Origin of the sequence: Planococcus daihaiensis, from assembly GCF_049262615.1 — a bacterium.
Lineage (GTDB): Bacteria > Bacillota > Bacilli > Bacillales_A > Planococcaceae > Planococcus.
In genome coordinates, this window is the sequence record NZ_CP175504.1 from 1264802 (window position 1) to 1286992 (window position 22191).

Genomic DNA, 22191 nt, shown 5'->3' on the forward strand with positions numbered 1-22191 from the left:
CTTCCTAATTTGATTTTCCACCAAATTTATCCATTGCCTTTTTAATTTCTGTATATTTTTTAGCATAACCCCTTAAACTTTGACCCTCTACAGCTGCTTTCCAGCCTAGTTGCATACTACGGACCCCAGCTGCAATCCCGTCAGGATGCGCTAATATTCCACCACCTGCTAAATGCAAGACATCTATGGAGGGAACCGCTTCATATGTCGTAATGGCACTTCCAGCCCACTGAGCAGATGATAAAACAGGCATAACTTCATAACCGTTAAACATGGGTGTAAGGCAATCTTGAATTGATCTGATCACAGACTCATTACTTTCAGCAAATTTGCTGTTAAGGCCATTGGTATGTAAATGATCTACACCAGCAAGTCTGCATAATTTTTGGTAAACACTAAAGCTCATTCCCAATAATGGACTTCTAGTCATTGCCCCCCATTGATTTCTGTGTCCGTGAATCGGCAATTCTGTGTATTTATTTATATACTCCACACTAGACATTCCAATGCTATTAATACTAACCATTACACATGTCCCGCCTGCATTAACCACTATGTCATGATTCTTTTTCATCTCTTCAATATCACCTGTGATATTGAATGCATACATTGTCTTTTTTCCAGTTTTATCAGCTGCACGTTCAATTTCATCCATAATTGCATTAACTCTCTTTTCAAAAGGAGCAAACGAGGGGCTAGCACAAAGCTCATCATCTTTAATAAAATCTAAGTTCGCTTCGGCTAATTGTTTTATTATTGGTTTATATTCATCAATTTTTAAGCCGATACTTGGTTTAACTATCGTGCCAATTAAAGGCCTTCCGTAAACCCCTGCAAGTTCTCTTGTTCCTTCAATTCCGAATTTTGGACCTTTGTACTTTTCGGCAAAACTAGCTGGAAGATCGATGTCGATTAATCTTAATCCCGAAAATTCTTTTAGTTCATACAAATTCCCCGCTATTGCAGTAAGTAAGTTGGGCAAAGATATACCAAAGTTTTGGACCGGGAAAGCCAATGTTACATGTGCTCTGTTATATTTCGGGAATTCATTGTCTAATGGATCTATTGCATAGGGTAAAGAGGGAACTGATACAGTCTCTAATTTTTCAACTTTTAATACACGAGCCGAATGATTCTCTTTTAATTCAACTGTTTCTCCTGGAACGGTGACAAAGGTTCCAGTAGATTGTTCACCTGCCATAATTTCTGCTGCTTTTTCCGGCTCTAGGGGTGTTTCTATCAGATATTTCGCTATGACTAACTCGCTCAATATTTCCACCAACTTTTATGGTATTTTTTTACATAGATCTATGTTAGATATATTATAGATTTAAGATTAAAGTAACCGCTTTCAATTGTCAATATAATTAGTTAATTATGTTGACATATTTTTTCACTCTTTAATTTATGTTCTTCTGCTCATATAAAAATAGGCAAAAGCTCTACTTTTATATAGCACTTAATTAGTTAAAACATAATTATTCATCCACTAGAGCTAAGTAACCCCTCTAAGCCATCCCATAAATAGGCATATTAACATTAGTGCCAATTTTCATATGAACGTTTTTACAAATCCGAAGGCGGACCGGATGATTTCAGCCATCCCTATATCGATGACTACGAGATGCTGCGGAGTTCGTATATTGACTGGATGGAAAATTATGAGGCGGATCTGCACAAGAGTGTCTATTTCGGTTATCCGAAGAAGAGTGATCTGCTGGAATGGCTGGATGAAACGATGGATCCGTATTGGGGATATTACGGGCTTGCCGGGAGTGACGGCGTATTTTCTGAGGAGATTTTCTTCTATATAAAGGAGCTGCTTGGACTGCAGGATACGGTGCGCGAGTGGGAGGTGGATGATCGGAAGTACAGGAAGTGGTTGCGGGAGTTGCGGGATAAGGAATTGAAAAGGAAAGCTAATGAGGATTGAAGCGGTGGTGCCTAGGTATCGCCGTTTTTTTGACGCTCATCGCAGTTTCGAAATCAATTTGTCAAACGTGATTCCACGTATTTGACCGTGACTATCTACATATTTCAATTATCTTTATCCAGAGAAACGAACGCCCAAATCATCCTTCTCGCCATACTCTCCCACGGTTTAACAGACGTTAAAAAAGGGTATACATTATATAGGTATTAATACTTATTAACTTGATTTTATTTTCCAAATTCATAGTCCTATAATAATTTCAAATAATTTTTCCAAAACAAAGAAATTAGCTTGTAAGTAGTTCTGAATTTTAGAATCGAAATAATGTTTTTGCCCAAAACTTCAGCACCACAAAGAAAGCGGGTTTGAAACTTTTGAAAAATTACGTTTTGTATATGTTCGGTATCTTTTTTGCCACCGGCACAATTGCCGGGCTCGCTTTTCCTTTTATCCTTCAACTTTTTATGGAAGTGCCGGAAGAAAATCTGTCAATTCTACACCTGGCATCGCTCGGTGCCGGATGGCTGCTTGGTGCCGCTAATTTCGCCATCCATTATGCTTTTAACCGCTACATCATCGTTCGTTTCCGCAAAGTTTTGGCACGGGTTCGAGCTGAAGATTACAGTGCGCGCGTGAACTTTTCCAGCAAGGGCATGCTGGGCTTAATGGCAAGTGATGTTAACGCCACACTCAGCCACCTGGAAGAGAAAAATGATGAGGTGCTCCGCGACGAATTGACAGGGCTCCCGAATCGCCAATTTTTGAAACAGTATTACCGGAAAGACATCAGCCGGCTGACTGATCAAAAAACCGCATTTCTATTCTTCGATTTGGATAAATTCAAGGCCATCAATGATCAATTCGGCCACCTTTACGGCGACCGGGTACTGGTTGAAGTTTCTAAACGGCTGAGTTCCGCACTCACTGAAGATGAAGTGCTGGTGAGGCTGAGCGGTGATGAATTCCTGCTTGTCGCCAAGCTTGCAGAAGACTGCAACGGCCAGGATCTGACCGAACAATTGATGTCCTATTTCATCGAACCTTTCGACATTCAGGGCACCTTGCTCCAGGTGCAGACCAGCATCGGCGTCAGCACAGCACCAGTCCACGGCACCGGATTGGCCGAGCTGATCCGCAAAGCTGATTTCGCGATGTATGAGGCAAAGAAAACAGAAGGAACTTCGTATTACCTTTTTGAAGAGCAGCTGGAGATGGAAGCAGCGGACATTGCTGAAATTTCGTGAATGAGGGTTTTTAACCTTTTCAGCGCAGTTCATGAAGGATTTTTGTTTCCGAATAGTTTTCATCTACTAAAAATCTATACAAAAAACCGGATCCCCCAGGAGAAAATCTCTTGGGAATCCGGTTTTATTATTCTATTACTCAGCACGCGTAAGATCTTCAATCGAATCGATTTTCATATAAGAAAGAACAACCTGTAAGGTTTCTATCTCCCCATCCAACCACCATCAACCACAAGCACGTGGCCATTCACATAATTTGCTGCTTCTGAAGCCAAAAATACGGCCGTGCCAGCCAGATCGTCGGCTTCTCCCCAGCGTGCGGCCGGGATCCGATCGAGGATCGTCTGGTTTCTGTTTTCGTCCTGACGGATGGCTTCTGTATTATTTGTTTCGATATAGCCTGGAGCAATGGCGTTCACTTGCACTCCTTTACCGGCCCATTCGTTTGCCAGTGCTTTTGTCAGCCCGGCTACCGCGTGCTTGCTTGCCGTATAGGCGGGCACAAACAATCCTCCTTGGAAAGACAGAAGTGAAGCGATATTGATGATTTTCCCGCTTCCTCTTTGCACCATTGTTTTGCCGATTTCCTGCGAAACGATGAAGACCGAATTGATGTTAACGTCCATGACACGCATCCATTCGCTTTCGCTGAATTCCGCCGCCGGTTCTCTGTGAATGACCCCGGCATTGTTCACCAAAACATCAATTTCGTATTTCTCGATTACCGGCGCCAGCTTCTCCCGGATTGTGGCGATTTCGCTGAGATCTAATAGAATGGTGTCGTATGTGCCGCCAATTTGGTCGATTTTCTCTTTTGTTTCACCTAGATTATCCCGGTGGCCGAGCAGCAGTACATGCGCTCCCGCTGCTGCCAGTCCAATTGAAATTGCCTGGCCTATCCCCGTTCTGGCACCAGTCACCAGAGCGGTTTTCCCTTTTAATGAAAACATATCCAGTGAAAATGACATCTCTTCATCTCCTCAGCTGTTTAATTTTATTGTCCCAGTAAACAGGTCAGCATCTATTCCGCTGTCTCAGAAGAATAGACTATGCCCTGTTGTTTTCTTGCCGTTTCCGTTATGGTGAGTATATCTCGGCTAATCTCCGTCAATCGCTGATAGTTCGAGCGGTCCTCATTTTTGATTATCCGCAGGAAATTTTCGACTTCGTATTTCATATTGTTTGATGATTGGATCTTTCCGACGGTGTGCCGATCGCCAGAGCCGTTGTCGATGCGGCTCACATTCGCAATCGAGGCGGTGTCATCAATCAGCAAGCTTCCCTGTTCTCCCTGAATTTCCGAGTTGATATAAGAAGTTGAGATTTTGGAACAAAGAATCGTACAGATGAACTCGTTGTAATCTAAGACCAGCGTCCCGCTTCCATCAACTCCGGTTGGCAGCATGACATCGGAATAAGAGAAGTTATGCGGTTTGCCAAACAGGGCTACCGCGATTGACAGCGGATAAACACCTACATCAACTAACGCCCCTCCGGAATACTCCAACGAGAAAATGTTTGGCACTTCCCCTCGGAGGACATTTTCGTAGCGGGAGGAGTATTTATTGCGGTGCAGCAATACACTGCGCACTTTCCCAATAGACGTCAGCTCTTCTTTTATCTTTTGGAAATTCGGTGAGTGAATTCCGCGCAAAGCCTCAAATAGAAACACGCCATTTTCTTCCGCTTTCTGGTACGCTGCTTCGAACTCTTTTAGATTCGAGAAAACGGGCTTTTCGCAAATTACGTGCTTTTTATTCTCCAGAAACAGCAGCGCTTGCTCAAAATGCAAGGCATTGGGAGAGGCGATGTAGATACAGTCGATTTCCGCACTCTCAGCCATTTTCGTTAAATCCGTGAAATACAGCCCGGCGTTATGTTCCTCCGCAAAAATTTCAGCTTTTTGCCGGGATCGTGAATACACCGCCGTCAGTTCGATTCCTTCTGATTCTTTGACCGCTTCGATGAACAGAGACGTAATCCAATTCGTGCCAATCGTCCCTATCTTCATACGGCCTGCTCCATATATTTCCGGCTGAGTTCAACAGCGCCTTCAAAGCCTCCCGTAGCGTAAGCCTTGTTTAAATCGCTGCCAATACCGACTGCTATAGCGCCTGCAGCCAGCCAGTCTGCCATATTATTTAAGTTAATGCCGCCTGTAGGCATGATTCGTACATTCGGCAGCGGTCCATTAACCGACTTAACAAATGATGGATCGAAATTGTTCGCCGGGAACAATTTGATGATATCGCTTCCGCCTTCCATGGATTTGACCATTTCACGCAATGTTGTGCAGCCAGGCAAATAAGGAATGCTGTATCTATTGCAAAGAGGCGAAATTTCTTCCATATAACTGGGGCTGACAATAAACTTCGCTCCTGCTAATATGGCATGGCGCGCTGTTTCAGTATCGAGCACTGAACCCGCCCCCAGTAAAACATCTTCCTGAGCCAAGGCATCAAAAACTTTCCCCACTTGAGGCGTCGTATACGTCAATTCGATCGCACGGATTCCACCTTGGATTGCCGCTTTCGACAATTCAATCGCTTCTTCTGCACTGCCACCTCTTATAACCGCCACTACTTTTGCTTCTTCAAGCTTTGAAAGAATAGAATATCTCAACAAATTAATGTCCCCCTTTTTAATTACCGTTCGATTACTTGTTCATTGCCGATTAATGCCTGCACCTCTTCAAGATATGGAAGACCTTCATTATCCCCGGATACTGTCGTTACCAAAGCGCCGACTGCATTTGCAAATTCGAGCGCTTTTTCCGGAGAAAAACCGTTCAGCACCGAATAGACATAGCCGGCGTCAAAGCCGTCTCCTGCTCCAACTGTATCAATGGGTTTTACGGAAAACGCTTCTTTTTCGTACCAAATTTGGTTAGTCAGCACTTTTGCTCCGTTGCCTCCATCTTTGACCACCAGCTGCTGAATCTGATTTCTTTTCGCTAAATCTTCCAGAGCTGCCGAAGATGAATCCCCCGTGATCAATTCGATTTCATCCAGCCCTGTCAGGAGAATGTCGACGAAAGGAAAAACCTCCTGATACACTGCTTTGGCCCGCTCTAAAGTCCATAATTTCAAACGGATATTCGGATCAAAGGAAACCGTAATGTTGTTCTTTTTGGCAATCTCGAGCACCCGTTTAGTAATCGCCAAGTTTTTCGGATCTATTGCCAAAAACACACCCGTCAGATGCACAAGATCGATATCTTCAAACATTTCTTCTTTTATATCATCGGGCACCATTGTTAAAATCGGGGACTGGTAGCGATAGTAGAATGTTTTACCGGAACCGTCTTCCCGGACTTCCTTGAAATTCAAAGAGGTGGGATAGCCTTTTACGAATTCAACATTCGCCATATCCACACCTTCACCTCTTGCGAAGTTATAAATGACACGGGCGAATTCGTCTCCGCCCAACCGGCTTGCCCATTTTGTATGTAATCCCAAACGGGCACAGCCAATGGCAAAGTTCAGTTCCGCCCCTCCTACCTTCCGTGTAAATCCTGGAACATAGCGTAAAGGCCCAGTTTCTGTTGGATCAAATGTGATTAAGGCATCGCCTAATGTAAATACATTAAATTTTTTCGACAAAACCATTGCTCCTTTCTATTGGTGAGACATTTCTGTCAGAAACTATTTTTTCGCGGTTTAGCTGCATGGTTTTTCATTAAAAAATAGGAGAGGCATTGCTACCTCTCCCTTCTTGCAATACGCATCAATTCTTGGGTAATAGATCTTGACGAATTGGTGTGAAAACATCCAAAATCGTGCATTCTTTCAACACTTTTACCTGATGTTTAATATTCGAAGGGATATATTGCGTATCCCCTTTTTGCAACAATCTTTTATGACCGTCCACTTCAAATTCCACTTGTCCTTTTTCAATATAGCTGACTTGTTCTTCAGGATGCTGATCCACATCCCCGACAAAGCCTTCTGCCAATTGGACTTTTACTATCATTACAGACCCTTCACTCGTTAAAATTTCTCTGGTAACCATCAAATCTTCCTTTCTTCAAAAACAAATTTCTATAAGAATAATCCTGGATTGATTAATTTAGGCAAATAAAACGCAATTTCCGGGAAGAAAGCTACGAATAGCAGTACGACCAGGATAATGACAACGTAAGGCAAAATAGCTAACATTGATTTCTCTATACTTAAGCCGCCTATTTTTGCTGCTAACAGTAAACATAAACCGTAAGGCGGTGTGATAAGTCCGATTGCCAAAGTGATGACCACGATAAGTCCTAAGTGAACAGGATCCATTTCAAACAATGTAGCTGTCGGCAAAATGATTGGAACAAATAGTATCATTGCCGGAATCGCATCCATGAATGTTCCGATAAACAGGAAGAATCCAATGATAATCAGGATGAATACCCATTTTGTGCCAACATTGTCTACAAAGAATTGCTGGGCAATGACTGATAACTGATAATAGCTCATCAATTCGCCTAAAGCACTTGCTGCCGCTAAGGCGAATAGTGAAAGCGAACTCAGCGCCAGGGTATCTTTCAGGATGCCCGGCATATCAGCCAGTTTCAACGTTTTGTAATAGAACATACTGATCAGGAATGTGTAAAGTGAAGCAATCGCTGCTGCTTCCGTCGCTGTAAAGAATCCGGTGATGATCCCGCCGATGATGATGACAGGGGTCAATAATGCCGGTAGCGATTGCAGAAACAAGCTTAAAATCGACTTTAAAGAAGATCTTTCAGACCGCGGATAGCCTTTCCTTAACGCCATAAAATAGATGAAAACCATCATACTGACCCCGATTAACACTCCAGGCACTATCCCTCCGAGGAACAGTGCGCCAATCGAAGCATTCGTCAATCCAGCGAAAATGATCATTGGAATACTTGGCGGAATGACCACCCCGATAGTGGAGGAGGCAGCTGTAACGGCTACCGCTGTCTCAGTATCATACCCCTGCTTTTTCATATTCGGAATCAGGATTTTCCCGACCCCTGCTGTGTCAGCCTGAGCTGCGCCTGAAACCCCTGCGAACATCATCGATACCAATATATTAGAATGCGCCAATCCGCCTCTAATATGTCCAACAACGGAAAGGGCCAGATCAATCAGTTTTTGAGATATTTTTCCGTGATTCATCAAGTTTGCCGCTAATATGAACAGCGGTACTGCAAGGAGCACGAATGAGTCGATTCCATTAAGCATCTTGATTGGAACAGTGACTTCCGGCAACGCCTCGATACTCAGCACGCCTATAAATGAAACAATCCCGATTACAAAAGCGATCGGTACGCCTATCAACATAAGGACTAGAAATAAAACGACAAGAACGATGCCTATCATAAACTAGCCCCCCTTTTCACTTGCTTAAAATCTTTAAAACCATTAAAAATATGATTCAAACTGTAAATAGCCATCGTTAACCCAGTGAGCGGCAGAGCAATCCACACATACCCCATCTTCATTTCAGGAATGGCCACCCAATTGTAATTCCAGAATGTGCTGGCAGCTTGTATTCCGTAATATAGAAGAGCCAGCGCGAAAAGCAATACAATCGTGTCTATCACAATGATCAATATGACTTTTTTTGCACCCTTCAATTTCAAAGTCAGAAAGTCAAAACTGAAATGTTCCCGCTTATTTACCATTACTGCCGCCCCCATAAATACAGACCAGATGAACGAGTAATTGGCGACTTCTTCTGTCCAGATGATGGAAACTCCCATATGCCGGGAAACGATTTGAATCATAATGGCGATAAAGAATATCGACAGCATTATTACACCGATGAACATCTGCGTTTTTTCCAAGGTTTTTACCATGATTTACGCCCTTTCCCTTAAATAAAAAAGAGAGAACAGGCAAGCCCGCTCCCCTCTAATAATCAATTATTTATTTTAAGTCTCTGATTTTTTGCAGCAATTCTTCTGTGCCCATATCTTTTGCAGCCTCATCCTGCAACGGTTCAGCGATTTCAACAAATGGTGCTGTATCGATTTCACTTACTTCCGCGCCTTCAGCGATTGCTTTCTCTTTGTATTCTTCTTCTTGCGCATAAAGTGCTTCTCTTTCAGCAGCTACAGAAGCATCTGCAGCTTTCATGATGATCTCTTGCTGTTCTTCCGTATACTTGTCGAATTCATTGCCGTTAACCAGCAAGAATCTTGTTGTAAAATCATGTGCCGTTTCTGTCGTGTATTTCCCGTTTTCTGTTGCATGGTGATTTTGCGCTACAAAATATGGGTATGAGTTTTCAGCTGAATCCACAACGTTTTGCTGTAAAGCCTGGTACAACTCGCCCCAGGCTACAGAAGTGGGAACTGCGCCTGCTTGTTTCCAAAAGTCGGAAACAACTCCGGAAGTTTGTGTTCTGATTGTCATTCCTTTTAAATCGTCCATTGTTTCAATTGGCGCTTTCCCATAAAAGTGTCTGACACCGGCTGACCAGTATCCAACAATTTTAAAATCATTGTTAGATTGTTCATTGACAATCGTCGCCAGTTCTTCCCCAACTTCACCATCCACAACTTGTTCCCAGTGATCAAAGCTGTCGAACAAATATGGAAGAGCGAACAAATCAACTTCCTTGACGCCTGTTTGCGTCATGAAACCAGGTGAGACCAATACGACATCAGCAGCTCCCAATTTCAGCTTCTCGACCAATTCCGATTCTTCGGTGCCGATTGTCCCTTCGTGGACTTCCACTGTAATATTCCCATCGGATTCGCTTTCCACCACTTCTTTGAATGTATCCAATCCGACGCCATATGGTGTATCCGGCGTTGTTTGGTTATGCGCTGCAATCAGCTTGATCGTTTCTGCGCCTTCTCCTTCGGACCCTGAACCTGATCCTTCTTCACTGCCACATCCTGCTAAAGCTACAGATACACCTAAAAGCATTGCAAAGGGAATTGAAATCATTTTTTTCATTGTCATTTTGTTTTCCTCCTGATTTTTGTATTGGCGTTGCTTTTTACTTTTCTTCAGCCAATCGTCATTCCAGATTGGCATGGCGATTTTTCATTTCCTCGTGACTGGATGGCTGGCCATCTTTTTGCAGCGAATGAATGATAATGGCATCAAGAACCAAATGCACGGATTGATCGAACTGGTTGCCGAGCGGTTGAATGGTCGGCGGTTCGCTTTCCCGCCTGTATTTAGTTGCTGCAGGAATAATCAGTACACCACTGCATATCTCAGCAATTTTTGATTCCTTATTGGTCGTTACAAGAAAAACGTCTGCACCTGCTGCTTTTGCTTGGGATGCAAATTGCAATATAGCGCCGGTTGAACCCGACCCCGAAATGGCCACCAGCAAGTCATCCTTTTCGATGCTGGGTGTAATGGTTTCCCCGATCACAAAGACAGTAGATCCTCCATGCATCAGACGCATGGCAAATGCCTTCCCCATCAGTCCGGATCGGCCTTCGCCGTAGACGAATATCCGCTTCGCCGTTTTTATGCGATCCGAAAGATTAAGCGCTTCCTTTTCACTGATACTTGATAATACGGTTGATACTTCGTTTGCCACTGTTTCAATAATCGATTTCATGCTGATTTACCACCTCTTTCATTTCACGAGCTGCCTGTCCGGGATTTTCCGCCGAAGTAATCGCGCTGCCGATGATAACCGTATTGAGTGGCTTGCCCAACAAGCCGGCAAGTGATTTCTTGTTGATGCCGCCGGCAATCGCTATATCCACACCATCCAAGCCTTCGGTTAAAGAAAATAGATCTTCTCCCATTTCACCTTCCAGCTGCATATCTTTGCCATAATGCAAACTGACAAGATCCACACCCAGTTTTTGCAGCTCAATCAGCCGGGAAGGTTCTGTAACTCCCAATAAATCAATCATTATCCGTTTGCCATATTTCTCAGCTGCTTCAAGCGTATCTTTAATCGTTTTATCTGCTGAAAAAGCCATTACGGTTGTAATATCCGCTCCTGCTTCAAAAGCTTGGATCGCTTCATGTTTACCAGCGTCACAAGTTTTCATATCAGCTACCAGCACTTTCTCCGGATATGCCGCTTTTATTTCCCGGACAATGGCCATTCCGTATTCTTTTATGACCCCGGTTCCCACTTCGATCCAATCGATGGATGACTCAGTTTCTTTGAGAAGTTGAAAACACTGTTCCCTTGTTAATCGGTCTAACGCCAATTGAAAGTTCATATTATCTGTCCTTTCATACCGGTTCACCCGGTAAGTTCTGCCGGTTCTTTTAAAGTGGATTTCGGAGGCTCGATTCTCTTATAGTCAGTTTCGGTTCGAACCGGTAGATTTTATCGGTCACCTTTGATTCTTTATTCAATATAATATCCAACAGAAGCTCTGCTGCTTTTTTGCCTATCTCAATGGCAGGCTGTTCCACTATCGTTAATGCAGGTTCATAAAATCCAGAAAACGATACTTCATCAATTCCTATGATTGCAAGGTCAGCAGGGATTTGAATCTCTTTTCTTTTGATATGTTTCAATACTTCAATGAGAACAAGATCGTTCCCAGCTAAAATGGCTTGAGGCGGTGATTCAAGAGCGAGCATTTCCTCCAGCCCTTGCTGCACATGAGAAACTTCCAGATTCTTAATGTAGTCGTCATTAATGGCAATACCATTTCTTGTCAAAGCATTCTTATAACCTTTGACACGCTCCACTCGCGGCGTAATATTTCTAACAACATTTGTAATGATGCCGATTCGATCATAGCCGTTATCAAGTAAGTGCTCGACTGCAAGGCCGGCAGCTTTTTCGTTATCAAGCATGACCGAAGGAATCCCGATATTCGGAACTGTACGGTCTACGAATACTACCGGGTAATTACTTTTAACCATTTCTTCATAAAGAGAAATGTTGCTTCCTGTGGGAAGAATGATAATTCCATCCACTTGTTTAGCGCGAAGCATTTCAATATATTTCTTCTCTTTCACCGGGTCGTCATCTGCGTTGCACACCATGACATGAAAATCCGCCTCGTTGCATTCATCTTCGATTGTTCTGATGATTTGAGTCGAAAAGGTGTGCATAATGTTGGCTACAATAACTCCGATGGTTGTAGTCGATTTCTGCTTTAAGCTTCTCGCCAGGATATTAGGACGATAATCCAATTCCATAATTGTCTTTTCTATTCTTAGCTTGGTGTCTTCACTCATATAGTCGAATCTATTGTTGACATACTGGGAAACTGTACTTTTGGAGACTTTTGCATGTCGTGCCACATCTGCCATCGTAACCGCTTTCATAATATCTTCTCCAAACGTTAGAATGTGCATCAATACTAAATCGATTTACTAAACCGGTTTAGTAACTTGTTTTTTCAAGTATATAAAAAATGAAAGCGCTTTACAAGCCCTTTTTCAAATAAATCTGTTTTTTCTTGAATCTACCATTAATTTCAGTTAACTTATTTTTCATTTGAACAGCTATTTCATTGATAACCATCCGGATTAATATAGAACCAAAAAAATAGACCACAAGAGAATTATCTCTTGTGATCTATTCGGATTAAAAACAAATTACTCAGCAGGCATTAAATCTTCAATCGAATCGATGTCCATATAAGAAGGGACAACAAATCCGACTTTAGCGCCTGTAAGGTTTTCACCAAGGTCTACTAGATCTTCGCCGTATTTTTCGAACTGTGATGCGTGTGTTGCCGGCAACCATGCAGCTACCATTCCGTCAGCCTGGCCTTCAGCCACTGCTGACCACATTACAGCGTTATCAAGTGGAGTCAATGTTACGTCAAAGCCTTGAGCTTCAAGCACTTGGCCGACTACAGTTGTAGAAGCGACTTCAGTGTCCCATTCCACGTATGCAAGTTCGATTTCTGTGCCGTCAACAGCTTCAGTGCCGTCAGTCCATTCAGCAACTTTGTCGCTGTTTGCTTCGATCCATGTTGCTGCTGCTTCTTCTACAGCTGTGCCGTTGGAAACTTCCAGCATAACGCTTTCGATGTCAGCTGATTCCCAGTTGAACTGGTCAAGAATTTTATAACCTTCAGGATTGTCTTCTTCCAATCCTTTGCGAGCCATTGTTTTGATTACTTCTTCTTCACCAAATGCGCCATTTGGATCTTCAAGGTATTTAAGGTCGTATTTCTGGAACTTCCAGTGCGGGCTCCAGCCAGTTACGATGATTGGTTCTTCGTTGTCGATCGCTGCGCCAAGCTCAGTTGCCATCGCGCCTGATGAAGAAGTTACAACTTCCCATCCTTCAAGGCTTTCGTAGTCTTCAGTAGCTGCTTCAGAAGCTGCTACAACACCAGCACCAGGTTCGATACCCGTGATTTTGTAGTCCATTTCTTCGCCGTAATTTACTTCGCCTGAATCGCCGGCTGTTCCTTCGTCTGTTGTAGCTTCATCATCATTCCCGCAAGCTGCGATGAACATCATCGGCGTTACTGCGAAAACTAGACCTAATTTTCTCCATTGTGCTTTATTCATAAAACAATCAATCTCCTTTTTCTTTAAAATTATATGGTACTTTTCCTATTAGAAAAGATTCCAGCTGGATCAATCTTGCTAAAAAACTTGTTTTTCAAATAGCTTCCATCGCTCTGGACAGAGCAAAAATTATGCGACTGCGCTGATTGAAATCTCTAGAGATATGGAGCAAAATAGCGCAGACTCCTGGGGGACCAAGCGAAGTGGCGAGATCCACTCGGGCGTATGCCCGCAGTTAGCTCGGCGCGAGCCCCCCGGAAAGCAAGCTGTTTTGCGGAATATCGGATATCCTCACTCTAAATCAGTTAGTCGTGCTTTTTTTCGTCGAGAAGCTTTGCGTGAAGCGGTCAATGATGATTGCCAGGATGACAATTCCAAGACCGGCAACAAAGCCCGTTCCGACGTCGGCGCGCTGCAGGGCCGAGAGTACTTCGCGGCCAAGGCCAGGTGCACCGATCATCGATGCGATAACGACCATTGACAGCGCAAGCATTACCGTTTGGTTGATGCCGGCCATGATCGTAGCTTTGGCCATCGGCAATTCAACTTTGAACAGTTTCTGTGCGCCCGTGCTGCCGAATGCCTCGGCTGCTTCCACTAATTCTTCCGATACCTGACGGATGCCCAGGTTTGTAAACCGGACCGTCGGCGGTGTCGCGAATATTAATGAAGCGAAAATGCCGGGCACCATGCCGATGCTGAAGAACGCAACGGCTGGAATCAAGTAGACGAATGCGGGCATTGTCTGCATGAAATCGAGAATCGGCGTAATGATATTCTCGGCGATTTTGCTCTTCGACATCAGGATGCCGATTGGCACACCAATAATGACCGACAGCAAACTGGCGACGAGAACAAGGGAGAAGGATAGCATAAGCTCTTCCCAAAGCCCCTGGTTCCAGACCAGCAATAAACCGACGACAGAAAATGTAGCCAATCCAAAGCGTTTTCCGCTAAGGAAGAACGCCAGGATGGCGACGATGATAATGACAATGACCGGGGGAACTGCCGCAAGCATGTCTGCGAATTCCTCAAGTCCGTCACCGAATTGATTCTTGATCGGATCAAACAGGAATGCGAAACTGTCGGAAATTGCGTCAGTGAGATCGGACACCCACGAAGCCAATGGCATTTTTTCGATGTTCTCCATAAAATTAAGCATGTGTCAGATTCACCTCCCCAGATCCTGCAAGCGCCGCTATGACCGCGCCGCGTACGATAATGCCGAGCAGTTTGCCGTCTTCGACAACTGTAATCGGCACCGGCGAGTTATGGCTGATGTCAAAGATCGCGTTCATCAATGTATCTTTCGTTACGCTCGGACCATCCGTTTTCAAAATAGCTGCCAGGCTCGTGACTTCGCTGCGAAGTGCAACGACTGCATCATCCGCTGTGACATAGCCTTTCAAATTCCGTAAGCTGTCCGTTACGTAAATCGTAGAGATGCCTTCTTTTTGCATCCGTTCCAGCGCAACCCGTGGGCCGTGCTTATCGATATTGACCGTTTCCGGACGTTTCATGATGTTGTACGCCGTCAATACTTTCGAGCGGTCAACATCTTCAACGAATTTTTCGACATAATCGTTTGCCGGGTTCATCAGGATTTCTTCCGGAGAACCGACCTGCACGATGGAGCCGTCTTTCATCAAGGCGATTTTGTCGCCGATGCGAAGTGCTTCGTCCAAATCATGCGTGATGAAGATGATGGTTTTCTTCATTGATTCCTGAAGAATCAATAACTCGTCCTGCATTTCCTTGCGGATCAACGGGTCAAGCGCTGAAAATGCCTCATCCATCAGCATGACTTCGGGGTCGTTGGCAAGCGCTCTTGCCAAACCGACACGCTGCTGCATACCGCCCGACAACTGGGACGGATACTGTTCGATGTAATTACCGAGACCGACCATTTCAAGTGAAGCGCGCGCTTTCGTGCTGCGCTCTTCTTTTGGCATGCCTTGAATTTCAAGGCCGTACTCGGCGTTCTCTAATATAGAACGAAACGGGAAAAGTGCGAATTTCTGGAATACCATGCTCATCTTCGTGCGGCGAACCCGCAAAAGATCTTTTTTGTTCATCGTAGCGAGATCCTCGCCATCGACCAATATATGGCCTTCCGTCGGATCGATCAAGCGGTTGAGCAAACGCACCAACGTGGATTTACCGCTGCCGGACAATCCCATGATGACGAAAATTTCGCCTTGTTCCACTTCAAAGGAAGCGCGGTTTACACCGACGGTACTGCCTGTCACTTTTAACACTTCTTCTTTTGACTTACCTTCTTCAAGCATCTTCAAAGCTTGCTTAACGTTTTTGCCGAATACCTTCGACAAACCTTCTACTTTTATAACTGGCATGTATTTAGCACCTCTCTTACCATTTTTTTGCTTCTCATGGCGTTAAGAGTTTTTCATATCTCTCTTGCCTTAATCTATTTCCAAGCTGTCTATGCCTTGTGGAAATCTTCTGTCTTTCCACCGGCAATCAAACAAAAACCTTAGTAAATAAACTCTTTCCGCTCCAATGAACCTAAGTCGCATAATCACAACTATACGCTTAATTACCTACGATTTCAAACCACTTTTCCGAATTTTCGCCTTTCGAAAGGCTATTTTCACACCAGATCCACCGTTGAAAATAACGTTTTTTTAATATAATTAAAGGCCTCGTTCCCTTTAGGCTGGTAGCTCCCAAAATTGATAGAAAAATCTGACTTGTGCGCATTAAGTACTATAAAAAGTTTTTAAAAAAAATTTTATAACGCGTTATTTTTGTTGTTTTTCCGTTTTTCATTTAATTTTTTTGGTATCTTCAACTATTCTTGCACCTAAAAAAAACCAGTACAGCCCCCACGGAAAATTCCGTTTGGGCTGTGCTGGTTTCTTGATGGGTCGTCAGAGTTCCTTCTTATATAAATGTGGCACCCGGCTCGAGAAAATGGGTACCTCTTTTCTCACCGACTCCACCTTTTCCAAATCCAGGGAAATCGACAGGGTTTCTTCCTCTTCTTCGCTGCCTTCGAGTAATACGTCCCCCCATGGATCGATTGCCATCGATGCCCCGGCGAATTCCACGCCGTCGTATTCACCAACCCGGTTTGCCGATACGACATACATCTGGTTTTCGATGGCGCGCGCCGTCTGCAATACTTTCCAATGCCGGGTTCTCGCCGCCGGCCATTCGGCAACAATATGGAGAACCTGCGCCCCATCGAGCGCCAGGCTGCGGATGATTTCAGGGAATCGCAGATCGTAGCAGATGATCAACCCCATTTTGATGCCTTCCAGTTCAAAAACTTCCGGTGCCGTTGCGCCCCCTGCCAGATAATCGGGTTCATTCAACATCGGCACCAGATGGACTTTATCGTATTCGTATACGAGTTCCCCGCTCCGCGAATAAACAAAAGAGGAATTATAGAATTTGCCATCTTTCTGATTGGCCACCGAACCTCCGATGATGTTGACTTTATAATTCAATGCCAATTCCTTCAGGAAGCTCTTCGTCTTGGCGCCGTTCATATCAGAAACCCGATGAAGCGCTTTCAACGTATAAGCAGTTGTCCACATTTCAGGCAGCACCACAATGTCGGGCTTGCTGTCCCGCATTTCCGCTTCAAGCCACTGACTTACCTTCAACCGGTTGGCATCCGGTTTGCCAGCTATGATATCCATTTGGTAAATGGAGTATTTCACGTGAACCTCTCCCAACAAAAATTATTTGTACTGCGGTATTTATCTGAAACTATATAGGTTGAACTAATAATTTTTAATAATCGATATTCCGCAAAACAGCTTCGCTTGCCTGGGGGCTTGCGCTGAGCTAACTCGGACTCGTTTCACTTCGCCCGAGTGGATCTCAGCACTTCGCTTGGTCCCCATGGCGTCTTCGCTGTTTTGCTCCATATCTTTAGAGATATCTCTCAGCAAAGGCGCGCCTCCGGAGTAAAAGACGAGTGGGCTTCGCGGCTGATTGCGGGAGCTAAGGTCTGCATACGTAAATGGCACCTCCTTTGCGAAGAGCAGTGCGCAGGAGCATAATCTTTGCTTTGGCCCTTCTGCGACGAAGCAGCGTAGCGATGCAGGAGCATAATCTTTGCCCTGTCCATAGCGCCGAAGCGTTATATACACTATTTCTTAAGTTCAACTTATATAGTTTGCGTTCGCGGTTCTAATCGTTCACGCTCCAAAGTTCAATGCCAATATTATGCAAAATAAATTATTATATTTCTCAACGATATTGTTAGAATACACATACTAAACTGCAAATGTCCACTCCTTCAGCTGCTGGAAATATTACATTTTCATATCAAACAGCCTGCACTCCAAAAAGCTGCCGGGCAATACACTCGACAGCTTTTTGTATTTTATTCGCCCATCGACTTTTTCAGACGATAGTTTGTCCGGTACGTCTGCCAAACGGTATAGAGAATCGACAGCACAGCCAGAATCAGAAACACCAGGGAAATCGGACGGGTTAAGAACAAGGTCCAATCCGGATCCGCCATGGCCGCTCTCCGCAAATTGACTTCGGCGATCGGACCGAGGATGACCCCGATGATTGCCGGTGCAAGAGAGAAATTGTATTTGGTGAAGATATAGCCGATCAGCCCCATCGCGAGCAGGATGTACAAATCGGTAAAGCGGTTGTTAAGCACAAATGTGCCAACCACACACAGAACGAGAATGACCGGTACCAGCACCTGGACGGGAATTTGCGTCACTTTCATGAAATATTTCATGCCCAAAAATTGCGTGATGAGCATCCAGAACGACGCAACAAGGAAAGCGAAAAAGATGCCACCGACCACATTGGGTTCGTTGACGATCAATAATGGACCCGGCGTGATACCGTGTACCATCAATGCAGACAACAACACTGCCGTAACGGCAGAGCCGGGAATTCCCAAGGCAACCGTCGGAATCAGGTCACCGCCGACTGTCGAGTTATTGCCGGCTTCCGAGGCGATGATGCCTTCCTCGCAGCCAGTCCCAAATTTCTCCGGATTTTTCGACCATTTTTTGGCTTGATCATAGGCAACGATATTGGCAATACTGCCACCCGCTCCCGGAATCGCACCGATGATCGAACCGATTGTGGAAGCACCGAACAGGGTTCCCGGTTTTTTCAATACCGTTTTCAAAGTTTGAAAAGGTTTCATAACAAACTTCAAATTCTTGATTTTGTCTTCCTGCCGTTTTATATCATCTTTATTAATTTCTTTAGACTCGAGAGACACCAAAAGCCGCGAAATAGCGAACATGCCGATCAGAACAACCAAGAATGGAATACCCGCCCGCAGTGTTGCCAGGTCAAACGAGAAACGTGAAATCCCTGTTATCGGATCTGCTCCGACAGTTGCAATCAGCAGCCCGAACAATCCCGCGATCAGTCCTTTGATGATCGAGTCACCGGTGACACTGGCGATGATGGTAAGAGATACCACAATCAGAGAAAACATCTCCCATGGTCCCATCATCAACGCAAAGCGTGAAATTTGCGGAGCGATGGTGATCAGCAGGAAGAAGCTGACGATCGAGCTGAGAAAAGATGCCCAGATGCCGATTGATAACGCTTTGCCTGATTCTCCTTTTTGCGACATTGGATAGGCGTCAAACGTTGTCGCGATGGATGAAGGCGTTCCCGGGATACCTAAGAGCGCCGCCGTGATCAGCCCGCCGGACATGCCGCCGACAAATACGCCGATCATCGCGGACACGCCCGCCACCGGATCCATCCCGAATGTGAGCGGCAAAGTCAGGACAATGGCCATCGCCACCGTAAATCCGGGAATCAGTCCTGCCAGAATGCCGACGACCACACCGATTAAAATGACGATTAATATTCGAACCTGAAAGACTTCAGCAATTCCCAGTAAAAATAAATCCGACATTAGTAGTAGCTCCTCTCACTGTTCTCAGATGAATATTCCTGACGGAAAACGGACATGCAGTACGTTTTCGAAAAAGAAATAGATGGTCAATGTCAGAATGACCGCGACCGCCGAAATGGTCACCACTTCTTTTCGTTTGCGGTAGCCGATCAGGATGGCTGCTCCGATGATAAAGAGAATCGTGGACACCACAAAGCCGATAAACTGCAGCAAGAAGATGTAAACGAAAAACACCGCCGTTGTTAAAATGACCAGTCTGTATTCCGCGTAGAATGCGCTCATTCGTTCCTTGTTGCTGACTTTATCCTCAACCGGCTTTCTCTTTCTCAATTCGTTCAGTTTCGAAAGAATTAAGATGATTGACAATAAAATCAGCAAACCCGCGATCAGTCTTGGAAAGGAACCGGCATTAAAAAATGCTTCATTTAATGACGGCAGATTGCCGCCCCGTATATAAATGACAAGGCCCAGGCCGATCAAGGCCAATCCGATTAGTATTTCTCCCATATGCCATCCCGCTTTCTGGTCTTATTTTGTCCGCGCTATTGTTAGCAAAAAAAGGAGGGCGCATTAGCCCTCCTTCCCCCCACCAGGAAATCCTGCGGGCCAAACTTGCTTACTCGGAAATTTCAGACACGATTTCACTGATCAATTCATTTTGTTCATCCAGATATTCACGGTATTCATCTGGTCCCATGAAGTTAACAGAAGACCCTACATTATTAACTGCGTCAATATATTCCTGGCTCTCAGCTGTTGCTTCAAAAGCTGCCGCCAGCGTTTCGATGATCGCAGGATCTGTTCCTTCAGGTGCTACATAACCTCTGTTGATGCTCATGTTGATGTCGTGCCCTTCTTCCTCGAACGTTGGCACATCCGGCAGATTTTCTACCCGTTCCTTCGTACCAATGGCGATGAATTTCATATGGCCTGCTTCGACAAATTCATTGGCGGAAGAATAATCGACGATGGCCGCGTCAATGTGGCCGCCGGCAAGTGCCTGGATCGCTTCACTCAAACCTTCATAACCGACAAGATTGTAGTTGATCTCAAGCTCTCTTCCCAATTGTTCAACCCATACGCGCGGAATGCCTGCCACTGTTCCGCCAAAGCGAATTTCGTTTTCCTTGCCGTAGGCGATAAATTCTTCCAGCGTATCGGCTTCGAAATCACTCGGTACCGCCAAAATCTGGTCGGATGAAGACATTGCAGCAATGGGTATGAATGTATCGTAATTGATTGTTGTGATATCGGTATGATGAGCTACCAGCAGCCCTTCGTGAATCTGGCCGATGCTGTAGCCATCCGCTTCCCTCTCGGAAAGTTCTTCGAGTCCGACTGTACCGCCGACTCCAGGAGAATTGATGACGACAAACGATGAGTCAAAGTTCTCTGCCGTATGCTCGGCTACCAGTCTTCCTTCTATATCACTGCCACCGCCTGGAGACCAAGGAATAATCAGTTCGACTTCGCGTTCCGGATAGCTTTCAGCAGAATCACCGTTCTCTCCTCCACAAGCTGCAAGTCCGAACGCAGTCAGTGCCAAAGCAGCTGTCATCATCGTATTTTTGATCGTTTTGTTAGTCATATCAATTCTCCCCTTTGTTTTTATATTCCTGTTAACGCACCGTAAAGCAGCGCCAGTGCAATTACCGCAGCCGGATGCACTTTCAACCGCTCCAGCATCAAATAACTTAAGGCCATGATCACGACCGTCTGAATGTTGCCAAGTGAAGTTTGCGATTCAATGATAAATTGCAGGGTCATAAAACCGATGAGCACGGCTATGACCGGCTTCACCACTTTTGAAATATTTTTCACTTCAGCTGAGTCTTTGTATTTGAACAGGATTGCCATCAATCCGAGCATCAGGATTAACGAAGGGGCGATGGTGCTGAACAGGCCGACAAATGCGCCGAACACGCCGCCTTCCATATAACCGATATAACCTGCCATCTTCGTCGCAATGGGACCGGGCAGCGCGTTGCCGAGCGCCAGCACTTCCCCGAATTCCTGCGTCGACATCCAGCCATAGCGGTTGACCACTTCCTCTTCCACAAGCGGAATCGAAGCAGGGCCGCCGCCGTAACCCAAAATGCCGGGAATAAAGAATGCTAGAAAGATTTGCCAGTAGATCATTTGCTCACCACCCTTTTAATAAAGGGAACCAGGACCACCGCAATGAGCACGGCAATCAGGATTGCCGGATGAATGCCGAGCACTTCCATTAAGAGGACAGAAGCCACAATGAGGAAAATTGCGACGCCCCAGCCCAGGGCTTTTTGTGATTGCTGAATGAAATTCCAAGTGAGGACCCCGAGCATCACCGCAACGACCGGCACGACCGTTTGGGACATATTCTGCACCCACGGCACGTCTTTATAGCTTTGAAGAATGCCGAGCAACAAGACCATCAGGAGGACTGTCGGAATGACCGAAGCCGCGAGCGCGACCAGCAATCCCCATAATCCGCCGATCTTGTAGCCGATATAGCCCGCCAGTTTTGTTGCGATTGGCCCCGGCATGGTGTTCGACAAGGCGATCGTGTCACCGAACTCGTCGTCATTCATCCAACGGTATTTCTCTACGACCTCTTTTTGCAAGAGCGGAATCACCGCCGGCCCTCCTCCGAATCCCAGCATCCCTGATCGGAAAAACGCCATAAAGACGTTGCTGTATCGAATTTTATCTTCT

The 22191-nt window shown here is 45.1% G+C and carries 23 protein-coding genes; 2 read left to right on the forward strand and 21 right to left on the reverse strand.

Annotated elements, in window-relative coordinates; all coding sequences use genetic code 11:
* Positions 1 to 4 precede the first annotated feature (4 nt).
* Positions 5 to 1279 (reverse strand): ribulose-bisphosphate carboxylase large subunit family protein, encoded by a 1275-nt coding sequence (locus DHX103_RS05920; protein WP_422124353.1) that lies wholly within the window; start codon positions 1277 to 1279, stop codon positions 5 to 7.
* A 372-nt stretch (positions 1280 to 1651) separates the two neighbouring features.
* Between DHX103_RS05920 and DHX103_RS05925 the strand changes: the two genes are divergently transcribed.
* Both DHX103_RS05925 and DHX103_RS05930 read left to right on the forward strand, forming a co-directional pair.
* Positions 1652 to 1933 (forward strand): hypothetical protein, encoded by a 282-nt coding sequence (locus tag DHX103_RS05925; RefSeq protein ID WP_422124354.1) that lies wholly within the window; start codon positions 1652 to 1654, stop codon positions 1931 to 1933.
* Positions 1934 to 2307: 374 nt separating this feature from the next.
* Positions 2308 to 3177 carry a diguanylate cyclase domain-containing protein gene (locus tag DHX103_RS05930; protein ID WP_422124355.1) on the forward strand — a complete coding sequence of 290 codons (870 nt, stop codon included), beginning with the start codon at positions 2308 to 2310 and terminating at the stop codon, positions 3175 to 3177.
* Positions 3178 to 3380: 203 nt separating this feature from the next.
* Here DHX103_RS05930 and kduD read toward each other — a convergent pair whose 3' ends face one another.
* From kduD to DHX103_RS06030, 20 genes are all read right to left on the reverse strand, one after another.
* Positions 3381 to 4145: a 2-dehydro-3-deoxy-D-gluconate 5-dehydrogenase KduD gene (gene kduD / locus DHX103_RS05935; RefSeq protein ID WP_422124356.1), complete on the reverse strand. Its 765-nt coding sequence runs from the start codon at positions 4143 to 4145 to the stop codon at positions 3381 to 3383.
* Between the two features lie 53 nt (positions 4146 to 4198).
* Positions 4199 to 5188, reverse strand: a complete 990-nt coding sequence (locus tag DHX103_RS05940) for a Gfo/Idh/MocA family protein (protein WP_422124357.1) — start codon at positions 5186 to 5188, stop codon at positions 4199 to 4201.
* On the reverse strand, positions 5185 to 5802 hold the full coding sequence (locus DHX103_RS05945) for a bifunctional 2-keto-4-hydroxyglutarate aldolase/2-keto-3-deoxy-6-phosphogluconate aldolase (RefSeq protein WP_422124358.1): 618 nt from the start codon (positions 5800 to 5802) through the stop codon (positions 5185 to 5187). The genes DHX103_RS05940 and DHX103_RS05945 overlap by 4 nt, the downstream gene beginning before the upstream one ends.
* A gap of 20 nt (positions 5803 to 5822) precedes the next feature.
* Positions 5823 to 6779 (reverse strand): sugar kinase, encoded by a 957-nt coding sequence (locus DHX103_RS05950; RefSeq protein WP_422124359.1) that lies wholly within the window; start codon positions 6777 to 6779, stop codon positions 5823 to 5825.
* A 124-nt stretch (positions 6780 to 6903) separates the two neighbouring features.
* Positions 6904 to 7149, reverse strand: a complete 246-nt coding sequence (locus DHX103_RS05955; protein ID WP_422124360.1) for a cupin domain-containing protein — start codon at positions 7147 to 7149, stop codon at positions 6904 to 6906.
* A 68-nt stretch (positions 7150 to 7217) separates the two neighbouring features.
* Positions 7218 to 8510: a TRAP transporter large permease gene (locus DHX103_RS05960; RefSeq protein WP_422124361.1), complete on the reverse strand. Its 1293-nt coding sequence runs from the start codon at positions 8508 to 8510 to the stop codon at positions 7218 to 7220.
* Positions 8507 to 8989: a TRAP transporter small permease gene (locus DHX103_RS05965; RefSeq protein ID WP_422124362.1), complete on the reverse strand. Its 483-nt coding sequence runs from the start codon at positions 8987 to 8989 to the stop codon at positions 8507 to 8509. The genes DHX103_RS05960 and DHX103_RS05965 overlap by 4 nt, the downstream gene beginning before the upstream one ends.
* Before the next feature lie 70 nt (positions 8990 to 9059).
* Positions 9060 to 10097, reverse strand: a complete 1038-nt coding sequence (locus DHX103_RS05970) for a TRAP transporter substrate-binding protein (RefSeq protein WP_422124730.1) — start codon at positions 10095 to 10097, stop codon at positions 9060 to 9062.
* Between the two features lie 64 nt (positions 10098 to 10161).
* Positions 10162 to 10719 carry a 6-phospho-3-hexuloisomerase gene (gene hxlB / locus DHX103_RS05975; protein ID WP_422124363.1) on the reverse strand — a complete coding sequence of 186 codons (558 nt, stop codon included), beginning with the start codon at positions 10717 to 10719 and terminating at the stop codon, positions 10162 to 10164.
* Complete coding sequence (gene hxlA, locus DHX103_RS05980) at positions 10703 to 11341, reverse strand: 3-hexulose-6-phosphate synthase (RefSeq protein ID WP_422124364.1); 639 nt, start codon at positions 11339 to 11341, stop codon at positions 10703 to 10705. Before hxlA ends, hxlB begins: the two co-directional genes overlap by 17 nt.
* 49 nt (positions 11342 to 11390) lie before the next feature.
* The gene (locus DHX103_RS05985; protein WP_422124365.1) at positions 11391 to 12407 is read right to left on the reverse strand and encodes a LacI family DNA-binding transcriptional regulator; all 1017 of its coding nucleotides are present in this window, start codon (positions 12405 to 12407) and stop codon (positions 11391 to 11393) included.
* A gap of 273 nt (positions 12408 to 12680) precedes the next feature.
* Positions 12681 to 13610 (reverse strand): glycine betaine ABC transporter substrate-binding protein, encoded by a 930-nt coding sequence (locus DHX103_RS05990; RefSeq protein ID WP_422124366.1) that lies wholly within the window; start codon positions 13608 to 13610, stop codon positions 12681 to 12683.
* A gap of 301 nt (positions 13611 to 13911) precedes the next feature.
* The gene (locus DHX103_RS05995) at positions 13912 to 14772 is read right to left on the reverse strand and encodes an ABC transporter permease (RefSeq protein WP_422124367.1); all 861 of its coding nucleotides are present in this window, start codon (positions 14770 to 14772) and stop codon (positions 13912 to 13914) included.
* Positions 14765 to 15964 (reverse strand): quaternary amine ABC transporter ATP-binding protein, encoded by a 1200-nt coding sequence (locus DHX103_RS06000; protein WP_422124368.1) that lies wholly within the window; start codon positions 15962 to 15964, stop codon positions 14765 to 14767. Before DHX103_RS06000 ends, DHX103_RS05995 begins: the two co-directional genes overlap by 8 nt.
* A 537-nt stretch (positions 15965 to 16501) precedes the next feature.
* Positions 16502 to 17299 carry a carbon-nitrogen family hydrolase gene (locus DHX103_RS06005; protein WP_422124369.1) on the reverse strand — a complete coding sequence of 266 codons (798 nt, stop codon included), beginning with the start codon at positions 17297 to 17299 and terminating at the stop codon, positions 16502 to 16504.
* 671 nt (positions 17300 to 17970) lie between these two features.
* Positions 17971 to 19497, reverse strand: coding sequence for a tripartite tricarboxylate transporter permease (locus DHX103_RS06010; protein ID WP_422124370.1), 1527 nt, complete (start codon positions 19495 to 19497; stop codon positions 17971 to 17973).
* 24 nt (positions 19498 to 19521) lie between these two features.
* Positions 19522 to 20004 carry a tripartite tricarboxylate transporter TctB family protein gene (locus tag DHX103_RS06015; protein ID WP_422124371.1) on the reverse strand — a complete coding sequence of 161 codons (483 nt, stop codon included), beginning with the start codon at positions 20002 to 20004 and terminating at the stop codon, positions 19522 to 19524.
* Between the two features lie 109 nt (positions 20005 to 20113).
* Complete coding sequence (locus DHX103_RS06020) at positions 20114 to 21085, reverse strand: Bug family tripartite tricarboxylate transporter substrate binding protein (RefSeq protein WP_422124372.1); 972 nt, start codon at positions 21083 to 21085, stop codon at positions 20114 to 20116.
* 20 nt (positions 21086 to 21105) lie between these two features.
* Positions 21106 to 21636, reverse strand: a complete 531-nt coding sequence (locus DHX103_RS06025) for a chromate transporter (protein WP_422124373.1) — start codon at positions 21634 to 21636, stop codon at positions 21106 to 21108.
* On the reverse strand, positions 21633 to 22181 hold the full coding sequence (locus DHX103_RS06030; protein ID WP_422124731.1) for a chromate transporter: 549 nt from the start codon (positions 22179 to 22181) through the stop codon (positions 21633 to 21635). Before DHX103_RS06030 ends, DHX103_RS06025 begins: the two co-directional genes overlap by 4 nt.
* Positions 22182 to 22191: the final 10 nt, after the last annotated feature.

What these genes read in the sequence shown, in the direction of transcription:
- DHX103_RS05925 (WP_422124354.1), top strand. Translation starts at nt 1,652, where the DNA reads ATGGAAAATTATGAGGCGGATCTGCACAAGAGTGTCTATTTCGGTTAT.
- kduD (WP_422124356.1), bottom strand. Translation starts at nt 4,145, where the DNA reads ATGTCATTTTCACTGGATATGTTTTCATTAAAAGGGAAAACCGCTCTG.
- DHX103_RS05940 (WP_422124357.1), bottom strand. Translation starts at nt 5,188, where the DNA reads ATGAAGATAGGGACGATTGGCACGAATTGGATTACGTCTCTGTTCATC.
- DHX103_RS05955 (WP_422124360.1), bottom strand. Translation starts at nt 7,149, where the DNA reads ATGATAGTAAAAGTCCAATTGGCAGAAGGCTTTGTCGGGGATGTGGAT.
- DHX103_RS05960 (WP_422124361.1), bottom strand. Translation starts at nt 8,510, where the DNA reads ATGATAGGCATCGTTCTTGTCGTTTTATTTCTAGTCCTTATGTTGATA.
- DHX103_RS05965 (WP_422124362.1), bottom strand. Translation starts at nt 8,989, where the DNA reads ATGGTAAAAACCTTGGAAAAAACGCAGATGTTCATCGGTGTAATAATG.
- DHX103_RS05970 (WP_422124730.1), bottom strand. Translation starts at nt 10,097, where the DNA reads ATGAAAAAAATGATTTCAATTCCCTTTGCAATGCTTTTAGGTGTATCT.
- hxlB (WP_422124363.1), bottom strand. Translation starts at nt 10,719, where the DNA reads ATGAAATCGATTATTGAAACAGTGGCAAACGAAGTATCAACCGTATTA.
- hxlA (WP_422124364.1), bottom strand. Translation starts at nt 11,341, where the DNA reads ATGAACTTTCAATTGGCGTTAGACCGATTAACAAGGGAACAGTGTTTT.
- DHX103_RS05985 (WP_422124365.1), bottom strand. Translation starts at nt 12,407, where the DNA reads ATGAAAGCGGTTACGATGGCAGATGTGGCACGACATGCAAAAGTCTCC.
- DHX103_RS05990 (WP_422124366.1), bottom strand. Translation starts at nt 13,610, where the DNA reads ATGAATAAAGCACAATGGAGAAAATTAGGTCTAGTTTTCGCAGTAACG.
- DHX103_RS05995 (WP_422124367.1), bottom strand. Translation starts at nt 14,772, where the DNA reads ATGCTTAATTTTATGGAGAACATCGAAAAAATGCCATTGGCTTCGTGG.
- DHX103_RS06000 (WP_422124368.1), bottom strand. Translation starts at nt 15,964, where the DNA reads ATGCCAGTTATAAAAGTAGAAGGTTTGTCGAAGGTATTCGGCAAAAAC.
- DHX103_RS06010 (WP_422124370.1), bottom strand. Translation starts at nt 19,497, where the DNA reads ATGTCGGATTTATTTTTACTGGGAATTGCTGAAGTCTTTCAGGTTCGA.
- DHX103_RS06015 (WP_422124371.1), bottom strand. Translation starts at nt 20,004, where the DNA reads ATGGGAGAAATACTAATCGGATTGGCCTTGATCGGCCTGGGCCTTGTC.
- DHX103_RS06020 (WP_422124372.1), bottom strand. Translation starts at nt 21,085, where the DNA reads ATGACTAACAAAACGATCAAAAATACGATGATGACAGCTGCTTTGGCA.
- DHX103_RS06025 (WP_422124373.1), bottom strand. Translation starts at nt 21,636, where the DNA reads ATGATCTACTGGCAAATCTTTCTAGCATTCTTTATTCCCGGCATTTTG.